Source organism: Stenotrophomonas sp. NPDC077659 (assembly GCF_050268705.1).
Lineage (GTDB): Bacteria > Pseudomonadota > Gammaproteobacteria > Xanthomonadales > Xanthomonadaceae > Stenotrophomonas.
Genome location: NZ_JBNNHG010000064.1, coordinates 1 through 20,437, shown reverse-complemented (window position 1 = coordinate 20,437; position 20,437 = coordinate 1). Strand labels below are relative to the sequence as shown.

At 66.5% G+C, this 20,437-nt stretch carries 21 protein-coding genes and 1 tRNA gene; 9 read left to right on the top strand and 13 right to left on the bottom strand.

All coding sequences use genetic code 11. The annotated features are described in order from the left end of the window. The 8 genes from ACQKDV_RS11075 to ACQKDV_RS11040 form a co-directional block, all read right to left on the bottom strand. The coding region (locus tag ACQKDV_RS11075; protein ID WP_427783792.1) for a beta-ketoacyl synthase N-terminal-like domain-containing protein at positions 1-226 on the bottom strand (226 nt) is incomplete at its 3' end. 142 nt (positions 227-368) lie between these two features. Beyond that, a complete protein-coding gene (gene acpP / locus ACQKDV_RS11070) occupies positions 369-608 on the bottom strand; it encodes an acyl carrier protein (RefSeq protein ID WP_005415509.1) in 240 nt (79 codons plus the stop codon). Between the two features lie 153 nt (positions 609-761). After that, the gene (gene fabG, locus ACQKDV_RS11065) at positions 762-1,505 is read right to left on the bottom strand and encodes a 3-oxoacyl-ACP reductase FabG (RefSeq protein WP_427783791.1); all 744 of its coding nucleotides are present in this window, start codon (positions 1,503-1,505) and stop codon (positions 762-764) included. A gap of 81 nt (positions 1,506-1,586) precedes the next feature. Continuing rightward, complete coding sequence (gene fabD, locus ACQKDV_RS11060) at positions 1,587-2,531, bottom strand: ACP S-malonyltransferase (RefSeq protein WP_427783790.1); 945 nt, start codon at positions 2,529-2,531, stop codon at positions 1,587-1,589. A gap of 145 nt (positions 2,532-2,676) precedes the next feature. Next, positions 2,677-3,459: a serine/threonine protein phosphatase gene (locus tag ACQKDV_RS11055; protein WP_427783789.1), complete on the bottom strand. Its 783-nt coding sequence runs from the start codon at positions 3,457-3,459 to the stop codon at positions 2,677-2,679. A 73-nt stretch (positions 3,460-3,532) separates the two neighbouring features. After that, a complete protein-coding gene (locus tag ACQKDV_RS11050; RefSeq protein WP_427783788.1) occupies positions 3,533-4,510 on the bottom strand; it encodes a beta-ketoacyl-ACP synthase III in 978 nt (325 codons plus the stop codon). Positions 4,511-4,601: 91 nt separating this feature from the next. After that, positions 4,602-4,796: a 50S ribosomal protein L32 gene (gene rpmF, locus ACQKDV_RS11045; RefSeq protein ID WP_005408308.1), complete on the bottom strand. Its 195-nt coding sequence runs from the start codon at positions 4,794-4,796 to the stop codon at positions 4,602-4,604. 116 nt (positions 4,797-4,912) lie between these two features. After that, positions 4,913-5,422, bottom strand: coding sequence for a YceD family protein (locus ACQKDV_RS11040; protein WP_427783787.1), 510 nt, complete (start codon positions 5,420-5,422; stop codon positions 4,913-4,915). A 114-nt stretch (positions 5,423-5,536) separates the two neighbouring features. On the opposite strand from ACQKDV_RS11040, the gene ACQKDV_RS11035 reads away from it, so the two are divergent. After that, complete coding sequence (locus ACQKDV_RS11035) at positions 5,537-6,109, top strand: Maf family protein (protein ID WP_427783786.1); 573 nt, start codon at positions 5,537-5,539, stop codon at positions 6,107-6,109. A gap of 104 nt (positions 6,110-6,213) precedes the next feature. Here the strand turns inward: ACQKDV_RS11035 and ACQKDV_RS11030 are convergent, their stop codons facing one another. Then, positions 6,214-8,058 carry a glycosyltransferase family 39 protein gene (locus ACQKDV_RS11030; RefSeq protein WP_427783785.1) on the bottom strand — a complete coding sequence of 615 codons (1,845 nt, stop codon included), beginning with the start codon at positions 8,056-8,058 and terminating at the stop codon, positions 6,214-6,216. A 44-nt stretch (positions 8,059-8,102) separates the two neighbouring features. Between ACQKDV_RS11030 and ACQKDV_RS11025 the strand changes: the two genes are divergently transcribed. The 4 genes from ACQKDV_RS11025 to ACQKDV_RS11010 are packed head-to-tail and all read left to right on the top strand — an operon-like array spanning position 8,103 to position 12,469. Beyond that, positions 8,103-9,056 (top strand): AAA family ATPase, encoded by a 954-nt coding sequence (locus ACQKDV_RS11025; RefSeq protein WP_427783784.1) that lies wholly within the window; start codon positions 8,103-8,105, stop codon positions 9,054-9,056. Beyond that, on the top strand, positions 9,053-10,003 hold the full coding sequence (locus ACQKDV_RS11020) for a DUF58 domain-containing protein (protein WP_427783783.1): 951 nt from the start codon (positions 9,053-9,055) through the stop codon (positions 10,001-10,003). Before ACQKDV_RS11025 ends, ACQKDV_RS11020 begins: the two co-directional genes overlap by 4 nt. Further along, entirely contained in the window at positions 9,996-11,945 is a 1,950-nt protein-coding gene (locus ACQKDV_RS11015) for a transglutaminaseTgpA domain-containing protein (RefSeq protein WP_427783782.1), read from the top strand. The genes ACQKDV_RS11020 and ACQKDV_RS11015 overlap by 8 nt, the downstream gene beginning before the upstream one ends. Next, on the top strand, positions 11,942-12,469 hold the full coding sequence (locus ACQKDV_RS11010; protein ID WP_427783781.1) for a Slp family lipoprotein: 528 nt from the start codon (positions 11,942-11,944) through the stop codon (positions 12,467-12,469). The genes ACQKDV_RS11015 and ACQKDV_RS11010 overlap by 4 nt, the downstream gene beginning before the upstream one ends. 153 nt (positions 12,470-12,622) lie before the next feature. Here ACQKDV_RS11010 and ACQKDV_RS11005 read toward each other — a convergent pair whose 3' ends face one another. The 4 genes from ACQKDV_RS11005 to dnaX all read right to left on the bottom strand — a co-directional run bounded on the left by ACQKDV_RS11005 (position 12,623) and on the right by dnaX (position 16,109). Beyond that, the gene (locus tag ACQKDV_RS11005) at positions 12,623-12,982 is read right to left on the bottom strand and encodes a histidine triad nucleotide-binding protein (protein WP_427783780.1); all 360 of its coding nucleotides are present in this window, start codon (positions 12,980-12,982) and stop codon (positions 12,623-12,625) included. Positions 12,983-13,043: 61 nt separating this feature from the next. Next, the gene (recR, locus tag ACQKDV_RS11000) at positions 13,044-13,643 is read right to left on the bottom strand and encodes a recombination mediator RecR (protein ID WP_427783779.1); all 600 of its coding nucleotides are present in this window, start codon (positions 13,641-13,643) and stop codon (positions 13,044-13,046) included. Between the two features lie 111 nt (positions 13,644-13,754). Beyond that, entirely contained in the window at positions 13,755-14,075 is a 321-nt protein-coding gene (locus tag ACQKDV_RS10995) for a YbaB/EbfC family nucleoid-associated protein (RefSeq protein WP_004154630.1), read from the bottom strand. A gap of 6 nt (positions 14,076-14,081) precedes the next feature. Next, positions 14,082-16,109 carry a DNA polymerase III subunit gamma/tau gene (dnaX, locus tag ACQKDV_RS10990; protein ID WP_427783794.1) on the bottom strand — a complete coding sequence of 676 codons (2,028 nt, stop codon included), beginning with the start codon at positions 16,107-16,109 and terminating at the stop codon, positions 14,082-14,084. Positions 16,110-16,248: 139 nt separating this feature from the next. Here dnaX and ACQKDV_RS10985 point away from each other — a divergent pair. From ACQKDV_RS10985 to ACQKDV_RS10970, 4 genes are all read left to right on the top strand, one after another. Next, positions 16,249-16,341: transfer RNA gene (locus ACQKDV_RS10985), tRNA-Ser, on the top strand. Between the two features lie 84 nt (positions 16,342-16,425). Further along, entirely contained in the window at positions 16,426-17,928 is a 1,503-nt protein-coding gene (locus ACQKDV_RS10980) for a DUF6538 domain-containing protein (RefSeq protein WP_427783778.1), read from the top strand. 161 nt (positions 17,929-18,089) lie between these two features. Further along, entirely contained in the window at positions 18,090-19,586 is a 1,497-nt protein-coding gene (locus ACQKDV_RS10975) for a restriction endonuclease (RefSeq protein WP_427783777.1), read from the top strand. Positions 19,587-19,596: 10 nt separating this feature from the next. Next, the gene (locus ACQKDV_RS10970) at positions 19,597-20,385 is read left to right on the top strand and encodes an NYN domain-containing protein (RefSeq protein ID WP_427783793.1); all 789 of its coding nucleotides are present in this window, start codon (positions 19,597-19,599) and stop codon (positions 20,383-20,385) included. Positions 20,386-20,437: the final 52 nt, after the last annotated feature.

Sequence of the window (20,437 nt, the reverse complement as noted above, 5' to 3'; positions counted from 1 at the left end):
TGCCGCTGACCCGGTACTTGCCGAACAGTTCATTGTCGGCGGTGATGTCAAAGCCTTTGACCTCACCTGCAATCTTGGTGGTGAACCGATCCAGGTAGGCATCAGAAACGTTGGTCAGCGGACCGATGCCCGAACGACCGTGGGTGATGCCTTCCCAGCTGCTGGCCAGATCATTGCCCAACGGCGAGACGATACCCAGGCCGGTTACGACGACGCGACGCTTCATTGCTGATTCTCCTGACCCGGATGATTTCAACGGGCAACTCGGTTTGCTTCGATGTGATGCTCAAACACACGGGGCCGCAACTGCGGCCCCATGGGGTGCGGTGCGCGGCGAGCGGAACCCGCGCGCGCACTGCCGTCTGACATCAGGCCTTGACGTGGGCCTTGATGTAGTCGATGGCGGCCTGCACGGTGCTGATCTTCTCGGCTTCTTCGTCCGGGATCTCGCACTCGAACTCTTCTTCCAGGGCCATCACCAGCTCAACGGTGTCCAGCGAGTCAGCGCCCAGGTCATCGACGAACGATGCGCTGTTGGTGACTTCTTCTTCCTTGACGCCAAGCTGTTCGACGACGATTTTCTTGACGCGTTCTTCGATGGTGCTCATGGGGTATCGCTCCAGATGGAGTAGTGGTTCAAAAGTGGTCGCCATCGGATGGCGATGGCCGTGGGATAGTGTAGTGGAAACCGGCGCGGCCTTGCATGTGCGCAAAAAACCCCGCAGATCAACCACTTGCGGCGCAATCCATGCGCCCCTTGCTTACGGCATGTACATGCCGCCGTTCACATGGAGGGTTTCGCCGGTGATGTAGCCGGCCGCCGGGCTGGCCAGGAAAGCCACCGCGTGGGCGATGTCTTCCGGGGCGCCGAGGCGTTCGAGGGCGATGTCGTTGATCAGGGCGGTGCGGGCTTCTTCCGGCAGTGCCTTGGTCATGTCGGTGTCGATGAAGCCGGGAGCAACGACGTTGACGGTGACGCCGCGCGAGCCGATTTCCTTGGCCAGCGACTTGCTGAAACCGATGATGCCGGCCTTGGCAGCCGCATAGTTGGCCTGGCCGGCATTGCCGGTTACACCCACCACCGAGGCGATGTTGATGATGCGGCCCTTGCGCGCTTTCATCATGCCGCGCATGACCGCCTTGCTGGTGCGGAACACGCTGGTCAGGTTGGTGTCGATGATCGACGCCCAGTCCTCGTCCTTCATGCGCATCAGCAGGTTGTCGCGGGTGATGCCGGCGTTGTTGACCAGGATCGAGATCGCACCGAACTCCTTGGCGATGCCGTCCAGCACGCTTTCCAGCGCGGCGGCGTCGGTGACGTTCAGCGCGCGGCCGTGGCCGCCGTGGGCCGCCAGGCGCTCACCAATCGCGGCAGCGCCGGACTCGGTGGTGGCGGTGCCGATGACGGTGGCGCCCTGGGCGGCCAGCAGATCGGCGATGGCGGCACCAATGCCACGGCTGGCGCCAGTGACCAGTGCGATTTCACCCTGCAGGGGCTTGCTCATGATGTTGTCCTCAGACGTAGGCAGCGACCGCGCGCGTGCCGCTTGCAGCGGCCACCGGCACGATCAGCAGGAACAGGGGAATCAGGCCGACCACGCCTCGCGCGCGCCTTCGAAGTCGCCCGGAGTGGCCAGGGAACGGCCGTCGATGGCCTTGTCGATGCGCTTGACCAGGCCGGTAAGCACCTTGCCCGGACCGCACTCGGCGATCTGGGTGATGCCGCGGGCGGCCAGCGCCTGCACGCAACCGGTCCACTGCACCGGCTGGTACAGCTGCTGCACCAGCGCGGTACGGATGGCATCGACGCCGTCGTGCACCTTGGCATCGACGTTCTGCACCACCGGTAGCGTCGGCGCCTGCCAGGACAGACCGGCCATCACTTCGGCCAGGCGGTTGGCGGCTTCGCGCATCAGCGGGGTATGCGAGGGCACGCTGACGGCCAGCTTCACGGCCTTGCGCACGCCCTTTTCGGCCAGCAGCGCCAGGGCGCGGTCCACCGCGTCGGCGTCGCCACCGATGACGATCTGGCCCGGCGAATTGAAGTTGGCCGGCACCACGATCTGGCTGCCTGCCGCTTCGGCGCAGACGTCCAGCACCAGTTGGTCTTCCGCGCCCAGAACAGCGGCCATGGCACCGACGCCGGCCGGCGCGGCTTCCTGCATCAGCTGGCCGCGCAGGCGCACCAGGTGCGCGCCGTCATGCAGGCTCAGCGCGCCAGAAGCGACAAGCGCGGTGTATTCGCCCAGGCTGTGGCCGGCCAGCACCGACGGCTGCGGACCAGCCACGGCGTTCCAGGCGCGCCACGCACCGATGCTCGCCGCCAGCAGGGCCGGCTGGGTGTATTCGGTACGGTTGAGCATTTCCTCCGGCCCCCCCTGGGACAGCGCCCACAGGTCGACGCCGGCACCATCGGATGCTTCGGTGAAGGCTTCACGCACCTGCGGGTGCAGCTCGGCCAGCTCGGCCAGCATGCCCACGGACTGCGAGCCCTGACCGGGGAAGACAAAAGCGAGGGTGGATACGGTCACGCGGTCATCCGCTTGTTGCAATCGAAGCGGGCCATGATAAGGGCGAATCCCCCGTGTCGTCTGTACGTGCGCGTATGCACGGCGTATGGACCGGGGTCAGATCCGCAAGCGACCGGTAGCGCCGGGCCATGCCCGGCGGATGCGATCAGCAGAACAGCTGCAGCAGGTCCAGCTCGCCATCGGCGAAGAAGTCCACGCACAGGCCCACCACCATGATCAGCCCCAGCGTGGTGGCGCCATGGGTGATGAAGATCGACTGCGCCAGCGCGCGGGCCGAGCGCCCCAGCTTCATGCAGATGCGGGCCAGGCCCTGCAGGCGGCCGCTGACCGAATGCACGTGCGCGCGCACCGGGGCCTGCACGTCATGCATGGCCTCGGCCATCATCGCCTGCAGGTGCTGCGGCCGGTCGGCGTAGTACTTGGCCACGCCATAGCCGAACATCAGCCAGTCGCGCGCCTGCGCTTCAGCCAGATCCATCACTTCCAGCGGATCTTCCTCGAAATCAATGAAGCCCACGCGCTGCCCGTCCCAGGTGAGGTTGCGCGGCACCGGCTGGCCGAAATACGCGCCCTGTGCGTGCGCCTCGGCCAATGCCTTCATCGCCGCCGCCACCAACCGGTCCCGGCCCGCGTCATCGGCTTCGCGCAGACAGGTATTGAAGGAACCGCCGTTGTCGCCGATCACCAGCGCCGCGTGGCCACTGCCGATCACTTCGGGCACGTTCACGCCCTGCGCGTGCAGCTCACCCAGACGACGGGCCTCGGTCTCGCGCGCAGCGTCGCCCCCGCGGTGCGGCGGTGGGCGCAGGGCATCAAGGTGGAAGCGGCGGGCAATGAAATTGAGCAGGCCCAAAGCGAAAGCCCGGCTTCCCTTGCCGTACTGCTTCAGCCAGGCGCGCTGCCCTTCGATGACGATGGGCTCAACCATGACGGATCTCCTGAACGCGTTACGGCCCCACAGGGGCCGTAACGACAGACTTCACGTTGTCGTAACTGCGCTATCAATAGCGCAGCAGAGCCGAACCCCACGTGAAGCCGCCACCAAAGGCTTCCAGCAGCAGCAGCTGGCCGCGCTCGACCTTGCCCGAGCGCACGGCGGTGTCCAGCGCCAGCGGCACCGAACCGGAGGAGGTGTTGCCGTGGCGATCGACGGTGACCACGACCTGGTCCATCGACATGTCCAGGCGCTTGGCGGTGGCTTCGATGATGCGGAGGTTGGCCTGGTGCGGGATCAGCCAATCCAGATCGGACTTGCCCAGGCCATTGGCCTCCAGGGTTTCGTCCACGACCGAGTCCAGCGCCTTGACGGCGTACTTGAACACGTCGTTGCCCTTCATGTTGATGGTGCCGCCGCCGTTGGCGCCGTCCTTGAAACCGACCGACACCCCGACCGGGTTCCACAGCAGTTCCTTCTTGGTGCCATCGGAATGCAGGTGGGTGCTGAGGATGCCGGTTTCTTCGTCGGCCTTGAGCACGACCGCGCCGGCACCGTCGCCGAACAGCACGCAGGTGGTGCGGTCTTCCCAGTCGACGATGCGGGTCAGCGTTTCAGCGCCGATGACCAGCACGTAGCGGACGTCACCGGAGCGGATGAACTTGTCGGCCACGCCGAGCGCGAACACGAAGCCCGAGCAGGCCGCGTTGACGTCGAAGGCGGGGCAGCCCGACACACCCAGCTTGGCCTGGATGAGGCACGCGGTGGACGGGAAAATAAGATCAGGGGTGGTCGTACCGACCACGATCATGTCGAGCTGCGAAGCGTCGATACCGGCCGCTTCCAGCGCACGCACCGCGGCGTGGTAGCCGAGGTCGCTGGTGGTTTCGCCTTTGGCCGCGATGTGCCGTTCACGAATCCCCGTGCGCGTCTGGATCCACTCGTCCGAGGTTTCGACCATCTTTTCCAGGTCGGCGTTGGTCAGGACTTTCTCCGGCAAATAACTACCGGTGCCCGCGATCCTCGAGTAGATCCGCTTGCTCATCATGTTTCCTGTTGCGCAGGCTGCCGGTCACCGGCATGCCCGGGGAAGAAGGCAAAGGCCGCTGCCCTGGAGCAGCGGCCTCACCGGCACATCAATCTTCTTCGACGGCCGAGGTCTTGGTCTGGATGACCTTCTTGCCGCGGTAGAAACCATCAGCAGTGATGTGGTGACGCAGGTGCACTTCGCCGGTGGTCGGGTCGGTCGACAGCTGCTTGGCGCTCAGGGCGTCATGCGAACGGCGCTGGCCGCGACGGGACGGGGTAACACGGGATTTCTGGACAGCCATGGGATTGCTCCAAACTCGGTTCGTTTTGCTTCGTCGTATCGTCGCGCAGGACGCCAGCGCCCAGCACACTTTCGCTTTCGCCGCAGCCGCCGACGACAATCCGGCTGCTAATGCTTCTAGTCTTTCTTCAGTGCCGCCAACGCCGCAAACGGGTTGGCCTGCTTTGTTTCTTCTTCGCTCGGCGCCCAGTCCCTGTCGACTGCTTCACCGTCCGGCGACAGCGGCACCACAGGCACCGCCAGCACCAACTCGTCTTCAACCAGGTCCAGCGGATGCAGCTGCCCGTCTTCCGGCACCAGCAACGCTTCGTACTCCTCCGGCAGGGACGATTCCTCGTCCTCGTCACGGATCAGCCCCAGCCTCTGGGTCATCTTCACCGGCAACAGGAATCGCTGCATGCTGCGCTGACAGGTCAGCGGCAACGCGGTGTCGATGGTCAGTTCCACATAGGATACCCGCAAGACGTCGTCGCGACCGAATTCAAGCGAGTAAATGCACTCACCGTCGGTATCGGCGACCAAGCCCTGCAGGCGGGTCATTTCAGCCAGTGGGACCTGGCCGTCGAAGCGCCTTCGCGCTACAACCATCCGCCAGGCATCCAGCGTTTCGGGCACGTTCGCGGACATAAGCCGCTGAATACTAAGGATCGGGGCCGCCGCTGTCAAATGCCCGCCACAGAGGGGCTTGCTGGCGGTGCCGGACGCGGGCCAGACTGCCGCGCCCTGCCCCGGAATTGTCGCATGCCCGCCCTGCTCCTGGCCTCCACGTCCCCCTACCGACGCGAGCTGCTGCAGCGTCTGGGGCTGCCCTTCGACTGCGCACGCCCGGCCGTGGACGAGACCCCACAGGCCGGTGAGACGCCGCTGGCGCTGGCAGGCCGGTTGGCCGCCGCGAAGGCCGCCGAGGTCGCCGCGCGGCACCCCGGCGCCTGGGTGATCGGGTCGGACCAGGTGGCGGACCTGAACGGCCAGCCGCTGGGCAAGCCCGGCACGGTCGAGGCCGCCTACGCGCAATTGGCGGCAATGGCCGGGCAGACGGCGCGCTTCCATACGGCGATCAGTCTCACGCGCGGGGGAGAATCGTTCGCGACCATGGACCTGACAGAAGTGCGCTTCCGCCCGCTGCAGGCGCAGGAGATCGCACGTTACGTAGCCGCCGAGCAGCCGCTGGACTGCGCGGGCAGCTTCAAGTGCGAGGGCCTGGGCATCAGCCTGTTCGAGGCGATCGACAACCGCGACCCCACGGCGCTGGTCGGGCTGCCGTTGATCGCGCTGTGCCGGCTGCTGCGCCAGGCCGGCTTCGCCGTGCCGTAAGCGACTGCCCCTGTAGAGCCGAGCCACGCTCGGCTGCTTCGAACATCCAGCCGAGCATAGGCTCGGTTCTACAGGGAGCGAAGCGCCGTCGAGCAAGTTCGACGCTACAAACGCGGAACCACCTCGAACGGCTGTTCCTGCCAGTCTTCCACACTGCCATCGCGCCCATGCAGGCGCAGGCCCAGCCAATGCCGGCCAGGCGACAGCCCCTGCGTATCGACGCTGCCATCAAAGCCTGCATGCGGGTGCTGCGGATCGTTGGACATCGGCCACATCGGGCGGATGTCCAGCTCGCGGCCATACTGCACATCCCCCGCTGGCTGGCCGTCCACCAGCACTTCCACGCGCGCCAGGCCAACGCCGTCCTTGAACGCCCAGCCCTTCACCGCCAGCGTACCCGACACCGCTTCACCATTGGCCGGTGAATCCAGATAGGCCACCGCCGGCGTCACGCACGCACCTTCAGCACGCTGTGCAGGCAGGCGGAACAGCAGGAAGCGCTGGAAACCATGGTCATTGCTGACCACCCGCGGCGGCGGCAGCGGCCCGACCTGCCCGCAGACGGCGTGATACTGCGGCACCAGATCGCGGAAGCGCTGGTCGCTGGGTGAAAGCACCAGCAGCATCGGCGCACGGCGCTCACCCTGGTGCAGCTGCCCCCACTGCGCCAGCTGTGCGGTGCGGCCATGCTTGTCGTTGAGCGGATGCGGCAGTACCGCAATGCTGGCATCCCCCAGCTGGAAGCCAAGCTCGGCGCCGACCTTGAAATTGCCGGCCAGCACGCGCGTGTCCTCCGGCATCTGCTTCAGTTCGTCGCGCACGGCGGCCGCCAGCGGTTCCCAGCCGGCGAAGTTGCGCGGGTAATACTTGTCACCCGCCAGTTGCTCGCGCAGCGAGGGCGTGGAGGCCATCAGGTAATAGGCGAAGGCCAAGGCCATGCCGGTACCGGCCAGCCACCAGCCGGTACGGCGCAGCCAGCGCGGCCAACCGTTGAGCACCACCGGCACCGCCACCAGCAGCGCCAGGTAACCCGGCAGCGGCCAGTGGAAGCTGATGCGCTCGACATCGGTGAAGAAGCCCAGCAGGAAGATGCCCAGCGTGGAAACGCCACCGACCAGGCCGAAGTAGCGCCACTGCACGCGCGCGCCGCCACCGCTGCGGGTGCCGGCCAGCGCCACCTTCCACATCGCGATGCACAGGATGGGCGTGACCAGCATCGGCTGGATCACCAGGAACCACAGGCCGCGCCACTCAAATGCCCACGGGTGGCGTTCCACCACCTGGAACTTCAGGCCGGCCTCGTGGTTGTCCGCATTCCAGGCCAGCAGCGGCAGCCACGCCAGCACACCCACCGCCAGCGCCACCCACACGCGCGGATCGGTGAGCATGCGCCTGCCCGGCGGCAGCGCCAGCAGGGCGATGAAGCCGACGCCGATCACGCCGATGAAACGGTAATGGCTGAGCGCGCCGATCAGCAGGCCCAGGCCCAGCTTGATGGCCGATGAGGCATCGACGTTGCGCAGCAGGCGCGCACCGGCATCCAGGCACAGCACCGACGCCAGCGCCAGCGGCACATCGGGCACGGCCAGCAGGCCCAGCGTGGCCGACAGCGGCATCAACAGCGTCAGGCTGCCGGCCTGCCAGCCCGCCACATTGCCGAACCAGCGCGTGGCGATGCGCGCGACCAGCAGCGGCAGCAGGGCACCGATGAGCAGGAACGGAAGGCGCAGCGCGAGGACATGCTGCCCCCCGATCTCCACGCCCAGACGCGCCAGCCATGCGGTCAGCCCCGGCAGATCGGAGTACGCCGCCGCCAGGTGCTGGCCTTCCTGCCAGTAGAACGCTTCGTCCACGAACAACGGCAGGCGCGCGGCCACAAGCAGCTTGGCCGCTGTGACCAGCGTCCATAACCAGAAAAATATCGTGCGTGCGCGTTGTTCGCCCTGCATTGCTCTATGGATAGAATCGAATGGTTCCCGAACGTGAGACGACCATGCCTGCTTCGTCCCCCATGCCCAGCATGCTAACCGATCAACTGCGCCAGGCCCTGCGTGATGCACAGGATCAGGTCAACGCACTGGTGCTGGGCAAGGTGCCGGAAGTCAGGCTGGCTTTCGTCGCCCTGCTTTCCGGTGGCCATCTGCTCATCGAAGATCTGCCCGGCCTGGGCAAGACGACACTGGCGCACGCACTGGCCAGCAGCCTGGGCTTGAGCTTCCAGCGCGTGCAGTTCACCTCCGACCTGCTGCCGGCCGATGTGCTGGGTGTGTCGGTGTACGACGCCGGCACGCGCCAGTTCCAGTTCCATCCCGGCCCGGTGTTCTCGCACGTGCTGCTGGCCGATGAGATCAACCGTGCGCCGCCACGCACCCAGAGCGCGCTGCTGGAAGCGATGGCCGAACAGCAGGTCACCCTCGATGGGCAGACCCATCCCCTGCCCGATCCGTTCTTTGTCATCGCCACGCAGAATCCGGTCGACCTGTCGGGTACGTTCCCGCTGCCCGACTCGCAACTGGACCGCTTCCTGCTGCGGCTGGCGATGGGCTACCCCAGCCCGCAGGCCGAACGCGAGCTGCTGCGTGGCACCGACCGTCGCGACCTGATCGCACGCGCGGTGCCGCAGCTGGATGACAACCAGGTGCGCCAGCTGCGCGAGGCCGTGGGACAGATCCACGCCAGCGACGCGCTGGTGGACTACGTACAGGCGCTGCTGACCCGCAGCCGCCAGCATGCCGGCGTGCGCGTGGGCCTGTCGCCGCGTGCCGGCCTGGCACTGCTGCGCGCCGCCAAGGCCCATGCGCTGCTGCTCGGCCGTGGCCACGTGGTGCCCGAAGACGTGCAGACCCTGTTTGTCGCCGTGGCTGGCCACCGTCTGGTGGGCGAGTCCGAATCGAGCACGGGGCCGGCGCTGGCGCGCGCCATCCTGCAGACGGTCGCGGTGGATTGAGGATGCCCGCACGCGGCTCACGCCTGCTGCGCCTGGCACGCCCGCGCATGCCCGAAGCGCTGCCGCAGCGGCTCGACCGGCGGCGCATCTATGTCCTGCCCACGCGCTTCGGGCTGTTCGTGGCCGTGCTGCTGTCGGCCATGCTGCTGGGCGCACTGAACTACAACAACAACCCGGCCATGCTGCTGGCGCTGCTGCTGGCGGCGGCCGCCATCGCCAGCGCCATTGCCGCCCACCTGCAGTTGTCCGGCGTGCAGATCGATGCGATCGCCGCCGAACCGGTGCCGGCCGGGCAACCGCTGCGCCTGCGCGTGGACCTGTCGCTACGTGATCCACGGCCCCGCCATGGCCTGGAACTGCAGATCGGTGACAGCCAGGCCTGGACCGATCTTCCCGCGCAGGGCCGCGCTGAAGCGGAACTGGATGTACCCACGCATCGCCGCGGCTGGCTGGACCTGCCGCGCATCCGCTTGTCCAGCACCCAGCCGCTGGGCCTGGTGCGCGCCTGGTCGTGGGTATGGCCGGAACAGCCGCTGCTGGTGCATCCGGTGGCCGAGGCGCTGGCGCCGCCGCTGCCCGAACAGGGCAGCGACCCGCTGCATACCCGCGCCCATGCCAGCGGCGAGGAACTGCACCAGCTGCGCCCGTACCGCGCGGGCGACCCGCCGCGCAGCATCGCTTGGAAGCACTCGGCGCGACGCGACACGCTGCTGGTGCGCGAATACGAGAAGCCGGTCGGTATTGAAGTGCTGCTGGACTGGCGCGCGTTGCCGACCCTGCCGCCGGAAGCGCGCATCTCGCGCCTGGCGCGCTGGGTCGACACCGCCGAGCGCGAAGGCCGGCGCTATACCCTGCTGCTGCCCGGCCAACCCGCACTCGGCCCCGGCCAGGGCGCCAGCCACCATCACGCGTGCCTGCGCGCACTGGCGCTGATGCCCCATGACTGAGCCCGCCCTGCTGCTGGACCGCAACGCACGCGGCTGGACCCTGGCCAGCGCCGCACTGGCGCTGCTGCCGTTGCTGCTGCAGCTGCCCGGGCCGCTGGCCGCGCTGATCGCCGTGGCCGGCCTGACCACGGCGGCGCTGTCGCAGCGCCGCGTGCTGCCCATGCCCGTGCGCCTGCTGCTGGTGCTGGCCATGCTGGGCACCATTGTCTGGCAGATGGGCGCGGTGCGGCCCGGACGTGACACCGGCTGCGCGCTGCTGGCGGCCATGCTGGCGATCAAATCCAGCGAACTGCGCAGCGTGCGCGATGCCCGCAGCCTGCTCGGCTTTGCCCTGTTCGCGCCATTTGCCGCCTTCCTGCTCGACCAGGGGCCACTGACCACGCTGCTGGCCGCACTGGCGGGCGGCAGCGCCCTGCTCGCCCTGCAGCGGCTGGCCCACAACGAAGGGCGCAGCGCGCCGCTGCCGCTGGCCGGCCAGGTGCGTGGCGTTGGCCGCCTGCTGTTGATCGGCCTGCCGCTGGCACTGGCCTGCTTCTGGCTGTTCCCGCGGCTGGCCACGCCCCTGTGGGGCGTACCCGAGCGCGCGGTCGGCACGCCCGGGCTGTCCGATTCGATGGAGCCGGACCAGTGGCTGGACCTGATGGCCGATGACACCCCGGCGCTGCGCGTGCAGTTCTTTGGTGCCGTCCCCGCACCGGAACAGCGCTACTGGCGCGGGCCGGTGCTGACCCGGTTCGACGGCCACGTCTGGACGCGCGACCGCGCCGCCAACCAGCGGCGGCCGGCGCAGGTGGCCTACCAGGGCCAGGGCTGGGACTACCAGATCGACTACGAACCCACCGACCGTCGCCTGCTGGTGGCGCTGGACCTGCCGACCGCCGCCCCCGACGGCACCCAGCTCAATGCCGAGATGAGCCTGGCCAGCCAGCGCAACCTCTCCGCGCTCACGCGCTGGCGCCTGCACTCGGCACCGGCGACACGCTTCGATGCCGAGCTCTCGCCCTACCAGCGCCAGTCAGCGCTGCAGCTGCCGGCCAACTTCAACCCGCGCACCGCGGCGCTGGCCCAGCAGTGGCGGCAGGAAGCGGGCAACGATGATGCGGCGCTGGTCCGCCGTGCACTGGCGTGGATCACCGCTGATTTCTCCTACACGCTGGACACGCCGCCGGCCGGGCGCGACCCGGTGGACGAATTCCTGTTCGACTACAAAGCCGGCTTCTGCCAGCACTTCAGTTCGGCCTTCGTGGTGCTGATGCGCAATGCCGGCATCCCCGCGCGGGTGGTGACCGGCTTTGCCGGCGGCAGCCGCAACCGGCTGGGCGACTACTGGGTGGTGCGGCGCATGGACGCCCATGCCTGGGCCGAAGTCTGGCTGCCCCAGCGTGGCTGGGTGCGGGTGGACCCGACCGCGGCAGTGGCGCCGGAGCGCATCCTGGACACGCTGGAAGACCGGCTGCCGGCCGGCGCCGACCTCGACCTGCAGCAGCGCTGGCTGCAGGTCGGGCAGATCGGCGACTGGCTGCGCCGTGGCTGGAACGACCTGGTGCTGTCTTTCGACGCGCGCCGCCAGCAGCAACTGCTGCAGCCGCTGGGCCTGGACGACCTGGGGCCGGGCCAGCTGCTGGCTGGCTTCGCAGCCACCGCGCTGTTGGCGCTGGGCTGGATGGCCTGGCTGCTGGCACGCGGCGAACGCGAGCGCGACCCGCTGCTGCGCGCCTGGCACCGGCTGGGCCGCCGCTACACCCGGCTGGGCCTGGGGCGCGAACCGCACGAGCCCGCCCTGGCCTGGGCCCAGCGGGTGCATGCCCAGCGCCCCGATCCGGGCCTCATCGCACTCAGCCAGCGTTTCGCTGAAGCGCGCTACGCTGGCACTCGTACCGAGCTCGCCCCATTATTGCGGGACCTGCGCAGGCATCGCCCGTCTTCCGGAGCTACTTCATGAACACCAAGTTCCTTCTCACCGCCGTGGCCACCCTGGCCCTGTCGGCCTGCGCGACGGCCCCCAAGCCGCTGCAGGGTCAGTTCAGCGTGGTTTCCCCGCGTGACTCGGTTGCCACCCAGCAGGTCGGCACCCCCGTTCGTTGGGGCGGCCGCATCATCGAAACCCAGCCCGGCCAGGGCGAGACCTGCTTCCAGATCATCTCGCGCCCGCTCAACGGCAGTGGCCGCCCGAACACGACCTCGTCCGACGCCAGCGATGGCCGCTTCATCGCCTGCCGCGCCGGCTTCTATGACCCGGCCGTGTTCGAAGCCGGTCGCGACGTGACCTTCATCGGCAAGATCGACGGCTACGCCAACACCCGCATCGGCGAGTATGACTACCGCCTGCCCAAGCTGGCCGCCGACGTCATCTACCTGTGGCCGGAACAGCGCCAGGTCGATGTGGTGCCCTACCCCTACGGCCCGTGGGGCCCGGGTCCGTGGGGCCCGTACTGGGGCGGTTACCGCGGCTGGGGCTGGTGGTAAGCCCGCTACGGTTGTCGTGATGCAGAAGGCCGCCCTCGGGCGGCCTTTTTGTTGGTGCCATCCACGCATGGCGTGGATCTACTGGCGACTGCCATCCACGCATGGCGTGGATCTACTGGGCCATCCACGGTGGGTGCCGATCGTTGGTCGGCACTAATGCCCCGGCGTACCGAAATGCCCCAGCGGCGCACCGGCCAACAGGTGCATGTGGATATGGAAGACGGTCTGCCCGGCATGCTCGCGGCAGTTCATCACGATGCGGTAGCCATCCTCGGCAAACCCTTCGCTGCGCGCATAGGCGGCGGCGGCCAACGCCAGCTTGCCGATCAGGTGCGCCTGAGCCGGCTGCAGATCGTCCAGGGTCGGAATGACCTCGTTCTTCGGAATGAACAGCACGTGCACCGGCGCCTGCGGTGCGATGTCCTTGAAGCCCAGCACCTCGTCATCTTCATAGACGATGGTGGCCGGGATCTCGCGACGGATGATCTTGCTGAAGAGGGTTTCGGTGCTCATGCTCGGCCTCGGCGGGGTGGTCCACCGCATTGTAGGCCGGCCGCATCCTGCGCGGCTGCGGTCAATCGCGGAATTCGCTGCGCGTCCCGAAGGCATGCGACAACGTGCCGCGATCAACGTATTCCAGTTCGCCCCCCAGCGGCAGGCCCTGCGCCAGGCGGCTCGGCTGCACCTGGCGGGCACGCGCCAGCTGGGCCAGATAGTGCGCGGTTGCTTCGCCTTCAACGGTCGCGCTGGTGGCGATGATCAACTCCTGCACTTCGCCCTGCGCCAGCCGCTGTTCCAGCTGCTCCAGGCCCAGTTCGCGCGGGCCGACGCCATCGAGTGGCGAGAGCCGGCCCTGCAGCACGAAGTAGACGCCACGGAAGCCGGTCGCGTTCTCGATGGCCAGGCGATCGGCCGGTGATTCAACCACGCACAACTGGCTGCGTTCGCGACCGTTGCTGGCGCAGGTCGGGCACAGCTCGGTTTCGCTGAAATCGCGGCACTGCGCGCAATGGCCGATGCGCTCGACCGCCAGGGCCAGTGCCTCGGCCAAGCGCTGCCCACCTTCGCGCTCGCGCTCAAGCAAGTGGTAGGCCATGCGCTGGGCGGTCTTCTGGCCGACGCCAGGCAACACCCGCAGTGCATCTATCAGTTGTTCAAGCAGGGGTGCGGACACGGCGACATGCTTTGTAGAGTCGAGCTTGCTCGACTGAAGGGCTTTGTAGAGTCGAGCTTGCTCGACTCTACCGGGTCGATGGCACCTGACAGGCAGGTGCCCGACAACCCATCAGAACGGCAGCTTCATGCCCGGCGGCAGCTGCATGCCGGCGGTGGCCGACCCCATCTTCGACTTCGACTCGGCGTCGATCTTGTTCGACGCATCGTTGAAGGCGGCGGCAATCAGGTCTTCCAGCATTTCCGGATCGCTGGCCAGCGACGGGTCGATGCGCACCTTTCGGCATTCCTTGGCGCCGGTCAGGGTCACGCTGACCATGCCGCCACCAGCACTGCCGGTCACTTCAATTTTTGCGATTTCTTCCTGGGCCTTCTGCAGGTTTTCCTGCATCTTCTGGGCCTGCTGCATCAGTTGGGCGATGTTGCCGCGCATGGTTGCTTACTCGTCAAAAGAACGGATGGAATCGGAAACAACCCGGGCGCCATGCTGCTGGATCAGCAGCTGCACTTCCGGATCGTCCATGAAAATGGCCTCGGCGGCCTGTTGCCGCTCGCCACGCTGGCGGTCGGCACGCTGGTGCAGGGTCTCGGCCGGGACCTGCTCGGTTTCCACGGTCTCGACCACGATCCTCGGCGCGTGGCCCAGGGCCTTTTCCAGCATTTCGCCCAGGGCGGACAGCGCGCGTTCGGAACGCAGGTACTCAAATCCGGGCAAAAGGCCCAGTTTCAAGGTGCCCCCCTTGCAGCTGATGAAGGCCGCGTTGGCCGCCAGCTGCCGCGACGGGCCGCTGAGGCCACTGTTGGCCACCAGATCGAGCCAATCTTCGGCGGTGGCCAGATCGGACATGCCCTCCCGCGCCACCGGCGACGGTGCGGCTTTCGGCGCAGCCGGGATGATCGCGATGCCTTCAGCCTGGAACGTGCGTTCCGGCTCGGCCACCATGGCAACCGGTGCCGGCGTCGGCGGCTCCTGCCACGGCGCGACCATGGCCGCTTCCGGGGTGGCCATCACGACCGGCACGTCGCTCTCTTCCGCCAGCGCCTGATCGCGCGCCTGGGCCTCATCAGTGACCCACGGCGGCAGATCGTCGGCCACCGCCTGCGGCACCACTTCGGCCTTCACCGGCGGCGGCGACTCGGGTTCTTCCACCGGAACCGGTTCAGGTTCCGGCGTCGGGTCCGGCTCAGGTTGCGGGTCCGGCTCAGGCTCGCGCGGCGCGGCCTGCGCCGGATCAGCCATGCCGGCCACCGTTGCCGGGCCCGCCGCTGCGACTGCGGCCACAGGCGCGGCGTCCGGGCTGACAGCGCCGGCCTGGCCGCCGCCGCTACCGACTGCGGTGCCACCGCCTACTGCGCCGTCGACCGACTTCGGAACCGGCGGCACCGCAGCGGCCGGGCGGAACGCCAGCATGCGCAGCACGGCCATCTCGAAGCCGGCACGCGGGCTCGGCGCCAGCGGCAGGTCACGGCGTCCGTTCAGGGCCATCTGGTACCAGAGCTGCACCACTTCCGGGCGCAGGCGCTCGGCAAACGCGGCTGCATCCAGGCCTTCGACGGGAGCGGCGGTACCGGGCACCAGCTGCTGCACCTGGATACGGTGCAGGCCTTCGGCCAGCGCTTCCAGCACGCCACTCCAGTCGGGCGAGAATTCGGCCAGGGCGGCCACCACCTGCAGCAGGCGCGGGCCATCGCCCTCGGCCAGTGCATCCAGCATGGCCGCTACTTGGGTACGATCGACCGTACCCAGCATGGTGCGCACCACGTCCTCGCGCAGCGCGCCGCCGGCATAGGCGATCGCCTGGTCAAGCAGCGACAGGCCGTCGCGCAGGCTGCCATCGGCCGCCTTGGCCAGCTGCACGATGGCGGTGGAATCGGCCTCGATCTCCTCGGCGGCGAGGATGCGGGTCATCTGCCCCTGGATCTGGTCCTCGTCCAGGCGCTTGAGGTTGAACTGCAGGCAGCGGCTGAGCACGGTGACCGGCAGCTTCTGCGGGTCGGTGGTGGCCAGCAGGAACTTGACGTGTTCCGGCGGCTCTTCCAGCGTCTTCAGCAGCGCATTGAACGCCGCCTTGGACAGCATGTGCACTTCGTCGATCAGGTAGACCTTGTACTTGCCACGCGAAGGCATGTACTGGGCATTCTCGATCACTTCGCGCACGTCATCGACACCAGTGTTGGACGCGGCATCGATTTCCAGCAGGTCGATGTAGCGGCCCGCATCGATGTCCAGGCAGGCCGCACACTGGCCGCACGGGTCAGCGCTGGTGCCCTGCTCGCAGTTCAGCGATTTGGCGAAGATGCGCGCAATGGTGGTCTTGCCCACGCCGCGGGTACCGGTGAACAGGAACGCGTGGTGGACCCGGCCGCTGTCCAACGCATTGCTGAGCGCACGGACCACGTGTTCCTGGCCCACCAGCTCGGCAAAACGCTTCGGACGCCACTTGCGGGCAAGCACGAGATAGGACATCAGGCCACCGTCTTCCATCGGATGTTCCATTGTGCCACGCCTGTCCAGCCCCCGACCCCGCCACAAGATGCTTGTGTCCGGCCGCGCCTCCCGCTAGACTCTGCGCCCCTGCTGAGGCGTTTGCCGATGGCAGGGATCCGGAGAGGTGTCCGAGTGGTTGAAGGAGCACGCCTGGAAAGTGTGTAAGCGTCTAAACCGCGCTTCGGGGGTTCGAATCCCCCTCTCTCCGCCAGATTACGCAAACCCCTGTTTACGCAGGGGTTTTTGCTTTTCTGGGGTGACCTTCGGCGGGACACAAATCGGGACACATCTCTCGATGCGCATCCCCCATCACCTCACCCGCTCTCCTACCGGCCTTTGGGCTTTCCGGCAACGCGTCCCTACCGACCTTCAAGGCGTGGTTGGCCGACGCGTCTTCAAGCGCACGTTGCGCACCCGCGACCTGCCCACGGCCAGGCTGCGCGCGCTGGCCCTTGCTGCGGGCTATGCTCAGGCCTTCGATGTGTTGAGGGACCAACGCGTGGACAAGCTGAGCAAGCGCGAAGCCGATGAACTGATCGCCCGCCTGACCCAATCCGACAACCTGAAGGAATTGATCCTTCACCGGTCCCGCGCCGCCGATGGCACGGTCACCGAGCGCTGGCAGATCGACAACGAGGAAGACCTGCGGCTTTTCCAGAAGATGCAGCGCCAGGGCGCAGACCCGTTGCTGGACGCCGTCAACGGCGCCCCCGCCCCCGCCCCGGCACCAGTCCCGAAGTCCAAACTGACCCCCATCACCCTCGAAAACGCCTGCGACGCTTGGCTGGCCACGCTCAAGGGCAACACGCTGCCCAAGACCTGGACGATCAAGCGCACGGCCATCGTTTCCCTGGTCGGCTTCCTCGGGAGCAAGACCAAGCTCCACACGCTGACGCGCACGGACTTGGCCCGCTGGTATCAGCACATGCGCGAAGAGGGCGCCTCAACCCCCACCCTGACCAACAAGCAGTCTTACATTGGCGGCAAGGGCGGCTTCTTCGAGTGGGCCATGGCCTCGGGCTACTACCCCAGGGGCGACAATGTTGCCGCTGGGCATGTCAGCTACTCCATCCGAGAGAAGCGAGCTCGGCGAAAGTTCGGCTTCAAGCCTTACGACACCCACCAAGTCCAAGCCCTCTTTGCGCCAGCCGCGTTCGAGCGACTGGCGCTTTCGGCCCGCTGGGCGGCGGTCATCGGTCTTTACACAGGCGCTCGTGCCGCCGAGGTGGGCCAACTGCTTCCCAGCGATGTCACCGAAGAGGCGGGATTGCTCTGCATCCACATGTCCGATGAAGGGGAGCATCAGAAGCTCAAATCCGATGCCAGCATCCGAACCGTCCCTGTTCACCCTGATCTGCTGACGCTCGGGTTTAAGGAATGGGTTGAGGGATTACGGGCGGCAGATGCAAAGCGGCTGTTCCCGGCCGCCAAACCCGATGCTAAGAACGGCGCCGGCAATTGGATCACCAAGGCGTTCGGCCGCCACCTGGAAGCCGTGGGCAAGAACTGGACGCCCGGCAAGCGCGGCTTCCATTCGCTCCGGAAAACCGTCATTCAGTCGCTCCAAGGGGCGGGCGTACCGTCAGAGCTGCGGGCCCAGGTGGTGGGACACGAGTTGGACGACGAGCACCACGCCACGTATAGCCGCGAGTTCACTGTCCACGAGAAGCTGCATGGACCTGGAAAGAACACCTCGGGATTGGCGGTGCTGGATTTTGGCTTGAACCTGCCTGCGCTGCGCGTCCTTCTGAACGATCCAACACCCAGGAAGCGCGTTAGAAGGACGTCGACAGGTTAGTCTTTAGATATTCGACATCAGGGGGATGTATGGGACGACGGAGCGGCCTAGAAGGGTTTCTGCGGGCAGCCGGCCGGGCAGCGGCGGCAGCGCAGCGCGAAAACAAACGCCAGCAGCGAATGCAAGCGACGCAACTGAGGCAGTTGGAGCGCCATGAGCGTATGGCTGCTGCGCAACAGATGCGGGAGCTGCGCGCCCTGGAGAAGCAGGAGAAGGAAGCTGCGCGCTTGGCCAAAGCCGAATACCTCCAAGATCGCCAGGCGGAAGCAGACGACCTCAACGCCGAGCTCAAAGACCGGCTGGAGGAACTGGAGGGTCTGCTTCTTCACACCCTGTCGGTGAACGACACCATCAGCTTCGACAGCCTGCGTCACACCGATGCCTATCCCGGCTTCAAGGTGCCCAAGGACTTGGTTCCGGGGTTGGCGCCGGTCGAGGTCGAGGTTCCGGGCCCCACCGGCTTCTCACGTTTTTGGCCCGGCGCTGCAAAGCGGCACTTGGCAGCTCTGGCGGCGGCCCATCAAGCCCACCAGCAGGTTCTCGAACAGTTCCATCGCGCGGAAGCGCAAAAGAAGCAACGGCTGGCCGATCTACGGGCCCAACACGAGACCGAACGAGCGCTCTATGAGGCTGACGTTGGCCGCCGAAACGCTGAAGTGGATGAGTTTCAGAGCGCCTACCTGGCTCACGAGCCCGATGCCGTTGTGGCCTACAACGACATGGTGCTCACGCGCTCCGAATATCCCTCTGAGGGCTTCCCTCAGGCGTTCAAGCTGGCCTATGCCGAGGCATCCAAGGAATTGGTCATTGAGTATGACCTGCCCGAGGTGGGCGTCGTCCCCACCGAAGCAGATTATCGCTACGTCAAAACACGCGATGCGATCGACTCCAAGGCGCGCAAGGCCAGCGACATCAAATCGCTCTACCAAGACATCATTGCCTCAATCGCGCTGAGGACCTTGCACGAAGCCTTTGAGGCCGATCAAGCAAACGCATTGGCGCTGGTGACCTTCAATGGCGTGGTGGACACCCACGATCCCACCACCGGCCAAGAGGTTCGGGTGCCGGTGGTGTCCGTCCGCGCAACGAAGGCCGCCTTCCTTCAGCTGCGGCTTGAACGCGTGGAGAGAGTCGCATGCCTGCGCAGCCTGGGTGCTCAAGTGTCAAACAGGCCCGATGAATTGCAGGCCATCAAACCAATCGTCGAATTCAACATGGTCGACAAGCGCTTCATCGCGCAATCGGACGTGCTCTCAGGCCTTGAATCGCGCCCCAACCTTCTGGATCTGACCCCCAGCGAGTTCGAAGCACTCGTCTCCAACCTGTTCAGTCGGATGGGGCTGGACACGAAACTGACCCGGAGCTCCCGCGATGGCGGAGTCGATGCGGTGGCCTTTGACACCCGGCCCGTCTTGGGCGGGAAGGTCGTCATACAGGCCAAGCGCTACCGGGACACCGTAGGGGTCAGCGCGGTCCGCGACCTTTACGGGACCATGCTCAACGAAGGCGCCAGCAAGGGCATCTTGGTTTGCACCAGCGGCTACGGCACCGAAGCCTTCAACTTTGCCAAAGACAAGCCCATTGAGCTGATCGACGGGGGGGGCCTGCTCTACTTGCTGAGGGAGCACGCCGGCCTGGATGCACGCATCGCAGCTTAAGGACAAGAAGATGGCTAACGGATCAGTCCCTCACGACACCAAAGTGGCCGTTTTGGTCGATTGCGACAACGTCAGTCCCGAGATCGTGGAGCACGCCCTGCTGATGGTGGCCCAGTTCGGGCGCGTGGTGCTGCGGCGTGGGTATGGAAACCACGCCACGCTGGCGAACCGCTGGCAGGAAGTGCTCGTCCAACAGGCGTTTACCCCTTGCCTCCAATACCAATACGCCTCTGGAAAAAACACTTCCGACATCGCCCTGGCTCTCGATGCTCAAGAGGCGTTGTTCGATCACCGTGCCGACACCTTCTGCCTGGTGACCAGTGACTCCGACTTCGCTTACCTGTGTCGAAAGCTGCGGGAGCGAGGCGCGACGGTCTGTATCGTCGGCGAGCCCAAGACGCCAGCGGCCCTGCGAAACGCTTGCGATCAGTTCTTCGAATGGGAGCGCAAAGCAATCACCGAGCCGTGCGAGGACCGGCCCAATGCATCACCGGCCAAAGCCGAGGGCAACAAAGCTGAGCCCACCGCGGCGGACACAAAGCCGCTTCCCAAGCGCCGTCCCAAGTTCGTGGTGGAAGCGGTCACGCTCCTGGCTGGAGACACCTCAGAAGGCGAGGTAGGACTGGGGCCGTTGGGCCAATACCTCAAACGAACAGACCCGTCCTTCTCTCCCAATGCATATGGGCATTCGGGCCTACTCAGCATGCTGAAGACCTACGATCTGCTGACCCTACGCCAGCAGGAAGGAGGCCAGTGGACCGTCAGTCTGGCGCGGCCTGAAACGAATGAGCACGCTTAGCAGGCTGCTGAAATACCTCTCAGCTCGTAGACTACTTGAGTCGGAACATCAC

What these genes read in the sequence shown, in the direction of transcription:
- ACQKDV_RS11055 (WP_427783789.1), bottom strand. Translation starts at nt 3,459, where the DNA reads ATGGTTGAGCCCATCGTCATCGAAGGGCAGCGCGCCTGGCTGAAGCAG.
- acpP (WP_005415509.1), bottom strand. Translation starts at nt 608, where the DNA reads ATGAGCACCATCGAAGAACGCGTCAAGAAAATCGTCGTCGAACAGCTT.
- fabG (WP_427783791.1), bottom strand. Translation starts at nt 1,505, where the DNA reads ATGAGCAAGCCCCTGCAGGGTGAAATCGCACTGGTCACTGGCGCCAGC.
- ACQKDV_RS11025 (WP_427783784.1), top strand. Translation starts at nt 8,103, where the DNA reads ATGCCTGCTTCGTCCCCCATGCCCAGCATGCTAACCGATCAACTGCGC.
- ACQKDV_RS10980 (WP_427783778.1), top strand. Translation starts at nt 16,426, where the DNA reads ATGCGCATCCCCCATCACCTCACCCGCTCTCCTACCGGCCTTTGGGCT.
- dnaX (WP_427783794.1), bottom strand. Translation starts at nt 16,109, where the DNA reads ATGTCCTATCTCGTGCTTGCCCGCAAGTGGCGTCCGAAGCGTTTTGCC.
- ACQKDV_RS11015 (WP_427783782.1), top strand. Translation starts at nt 9,996, where the DNA reads ATGACTGAGCCCGCCCTGCTGCTGGACCGCAACGCACGCGGCTGGACC.
- ACQKDV_RS11050 (WP_427783788.1), bottom strand. Translation starts at nt 4,510, where the DNA reads ATGAGCAAGCGGATCTACTCGAGGATCGCGGGCACCGGTAGTTATTTG.
- rpmF (WP_005408308.1), bottom strand. Translation starts at nt 4,796, where the DNA reads ATGGCTGTCCAGAAATCCCGTGTTACCCCGTCCCGTCGCGGCCAGCGC.
- ACQKDV_RS11030 (WP_427783785.1), bottom strand. Translation starts at nt 8,058, where the DNA reads ATGCAGGGCGAACAACGCGCACGCACGATATTTTTCTGGTTATGGACG.
- ACQKDV_RS10995 (WP_004154630.1), bottom strand. Translation starts at nt 14,075, where the DNA reads ATGCGCGGCAACATCGCCCAACTGATGCAGCAGGCCCAGAAGATGCAG.
- ACQKDV_RS11040 (WP_427783787.1), bottom strand. Translation starts at nt 5,422, where the DNA reads ATGTCCGCGAACGTGCCCGAAACGCTGGATGCCTGGCGGATGGTTGTA.
- ACQKDV_RS11010 (WP_427783781.1), top strand. Translation starts at nt 11,942, where the DNA reads ATGAACACCAAGTTCCTTCTCACCGCCGTGGCCACCCTGGCCCTGTCG.
- ACQKDV_RS10970 (WP_427783793.1), top strand. Translation starts at nt 19,597, where the DNA reads ATGGCTAACGGATCAGTCCCTCACGACACCAAAGTGGCCGTTTTGGTC.
- ACQKDV_RS11005 (WP_427783780.1), bottom strand. Translation starts at nt 12,982, where the DNA reads ATGAGCACCGAAACCCTCTTCAGCAAGATCATCCGTCGCGAGATCCCG.
- ACQKDV_RS11035 (WP_427783786.1), top strand. Translation starts at nt 5,537, where the DNA reads ATGCCCGCCCTGCTCCTGGCCTCCACGTCCCCCTACCGACGCGAGCTG.
- ACQKDV_RS10975 (WP_427783777.1), top strand. Translation starts at nt 18,090, where the DNA reads ATGGCTGCTGCGCAACAGATGCGGGAGCTGCGCGCCCTGGAGAAGCAG.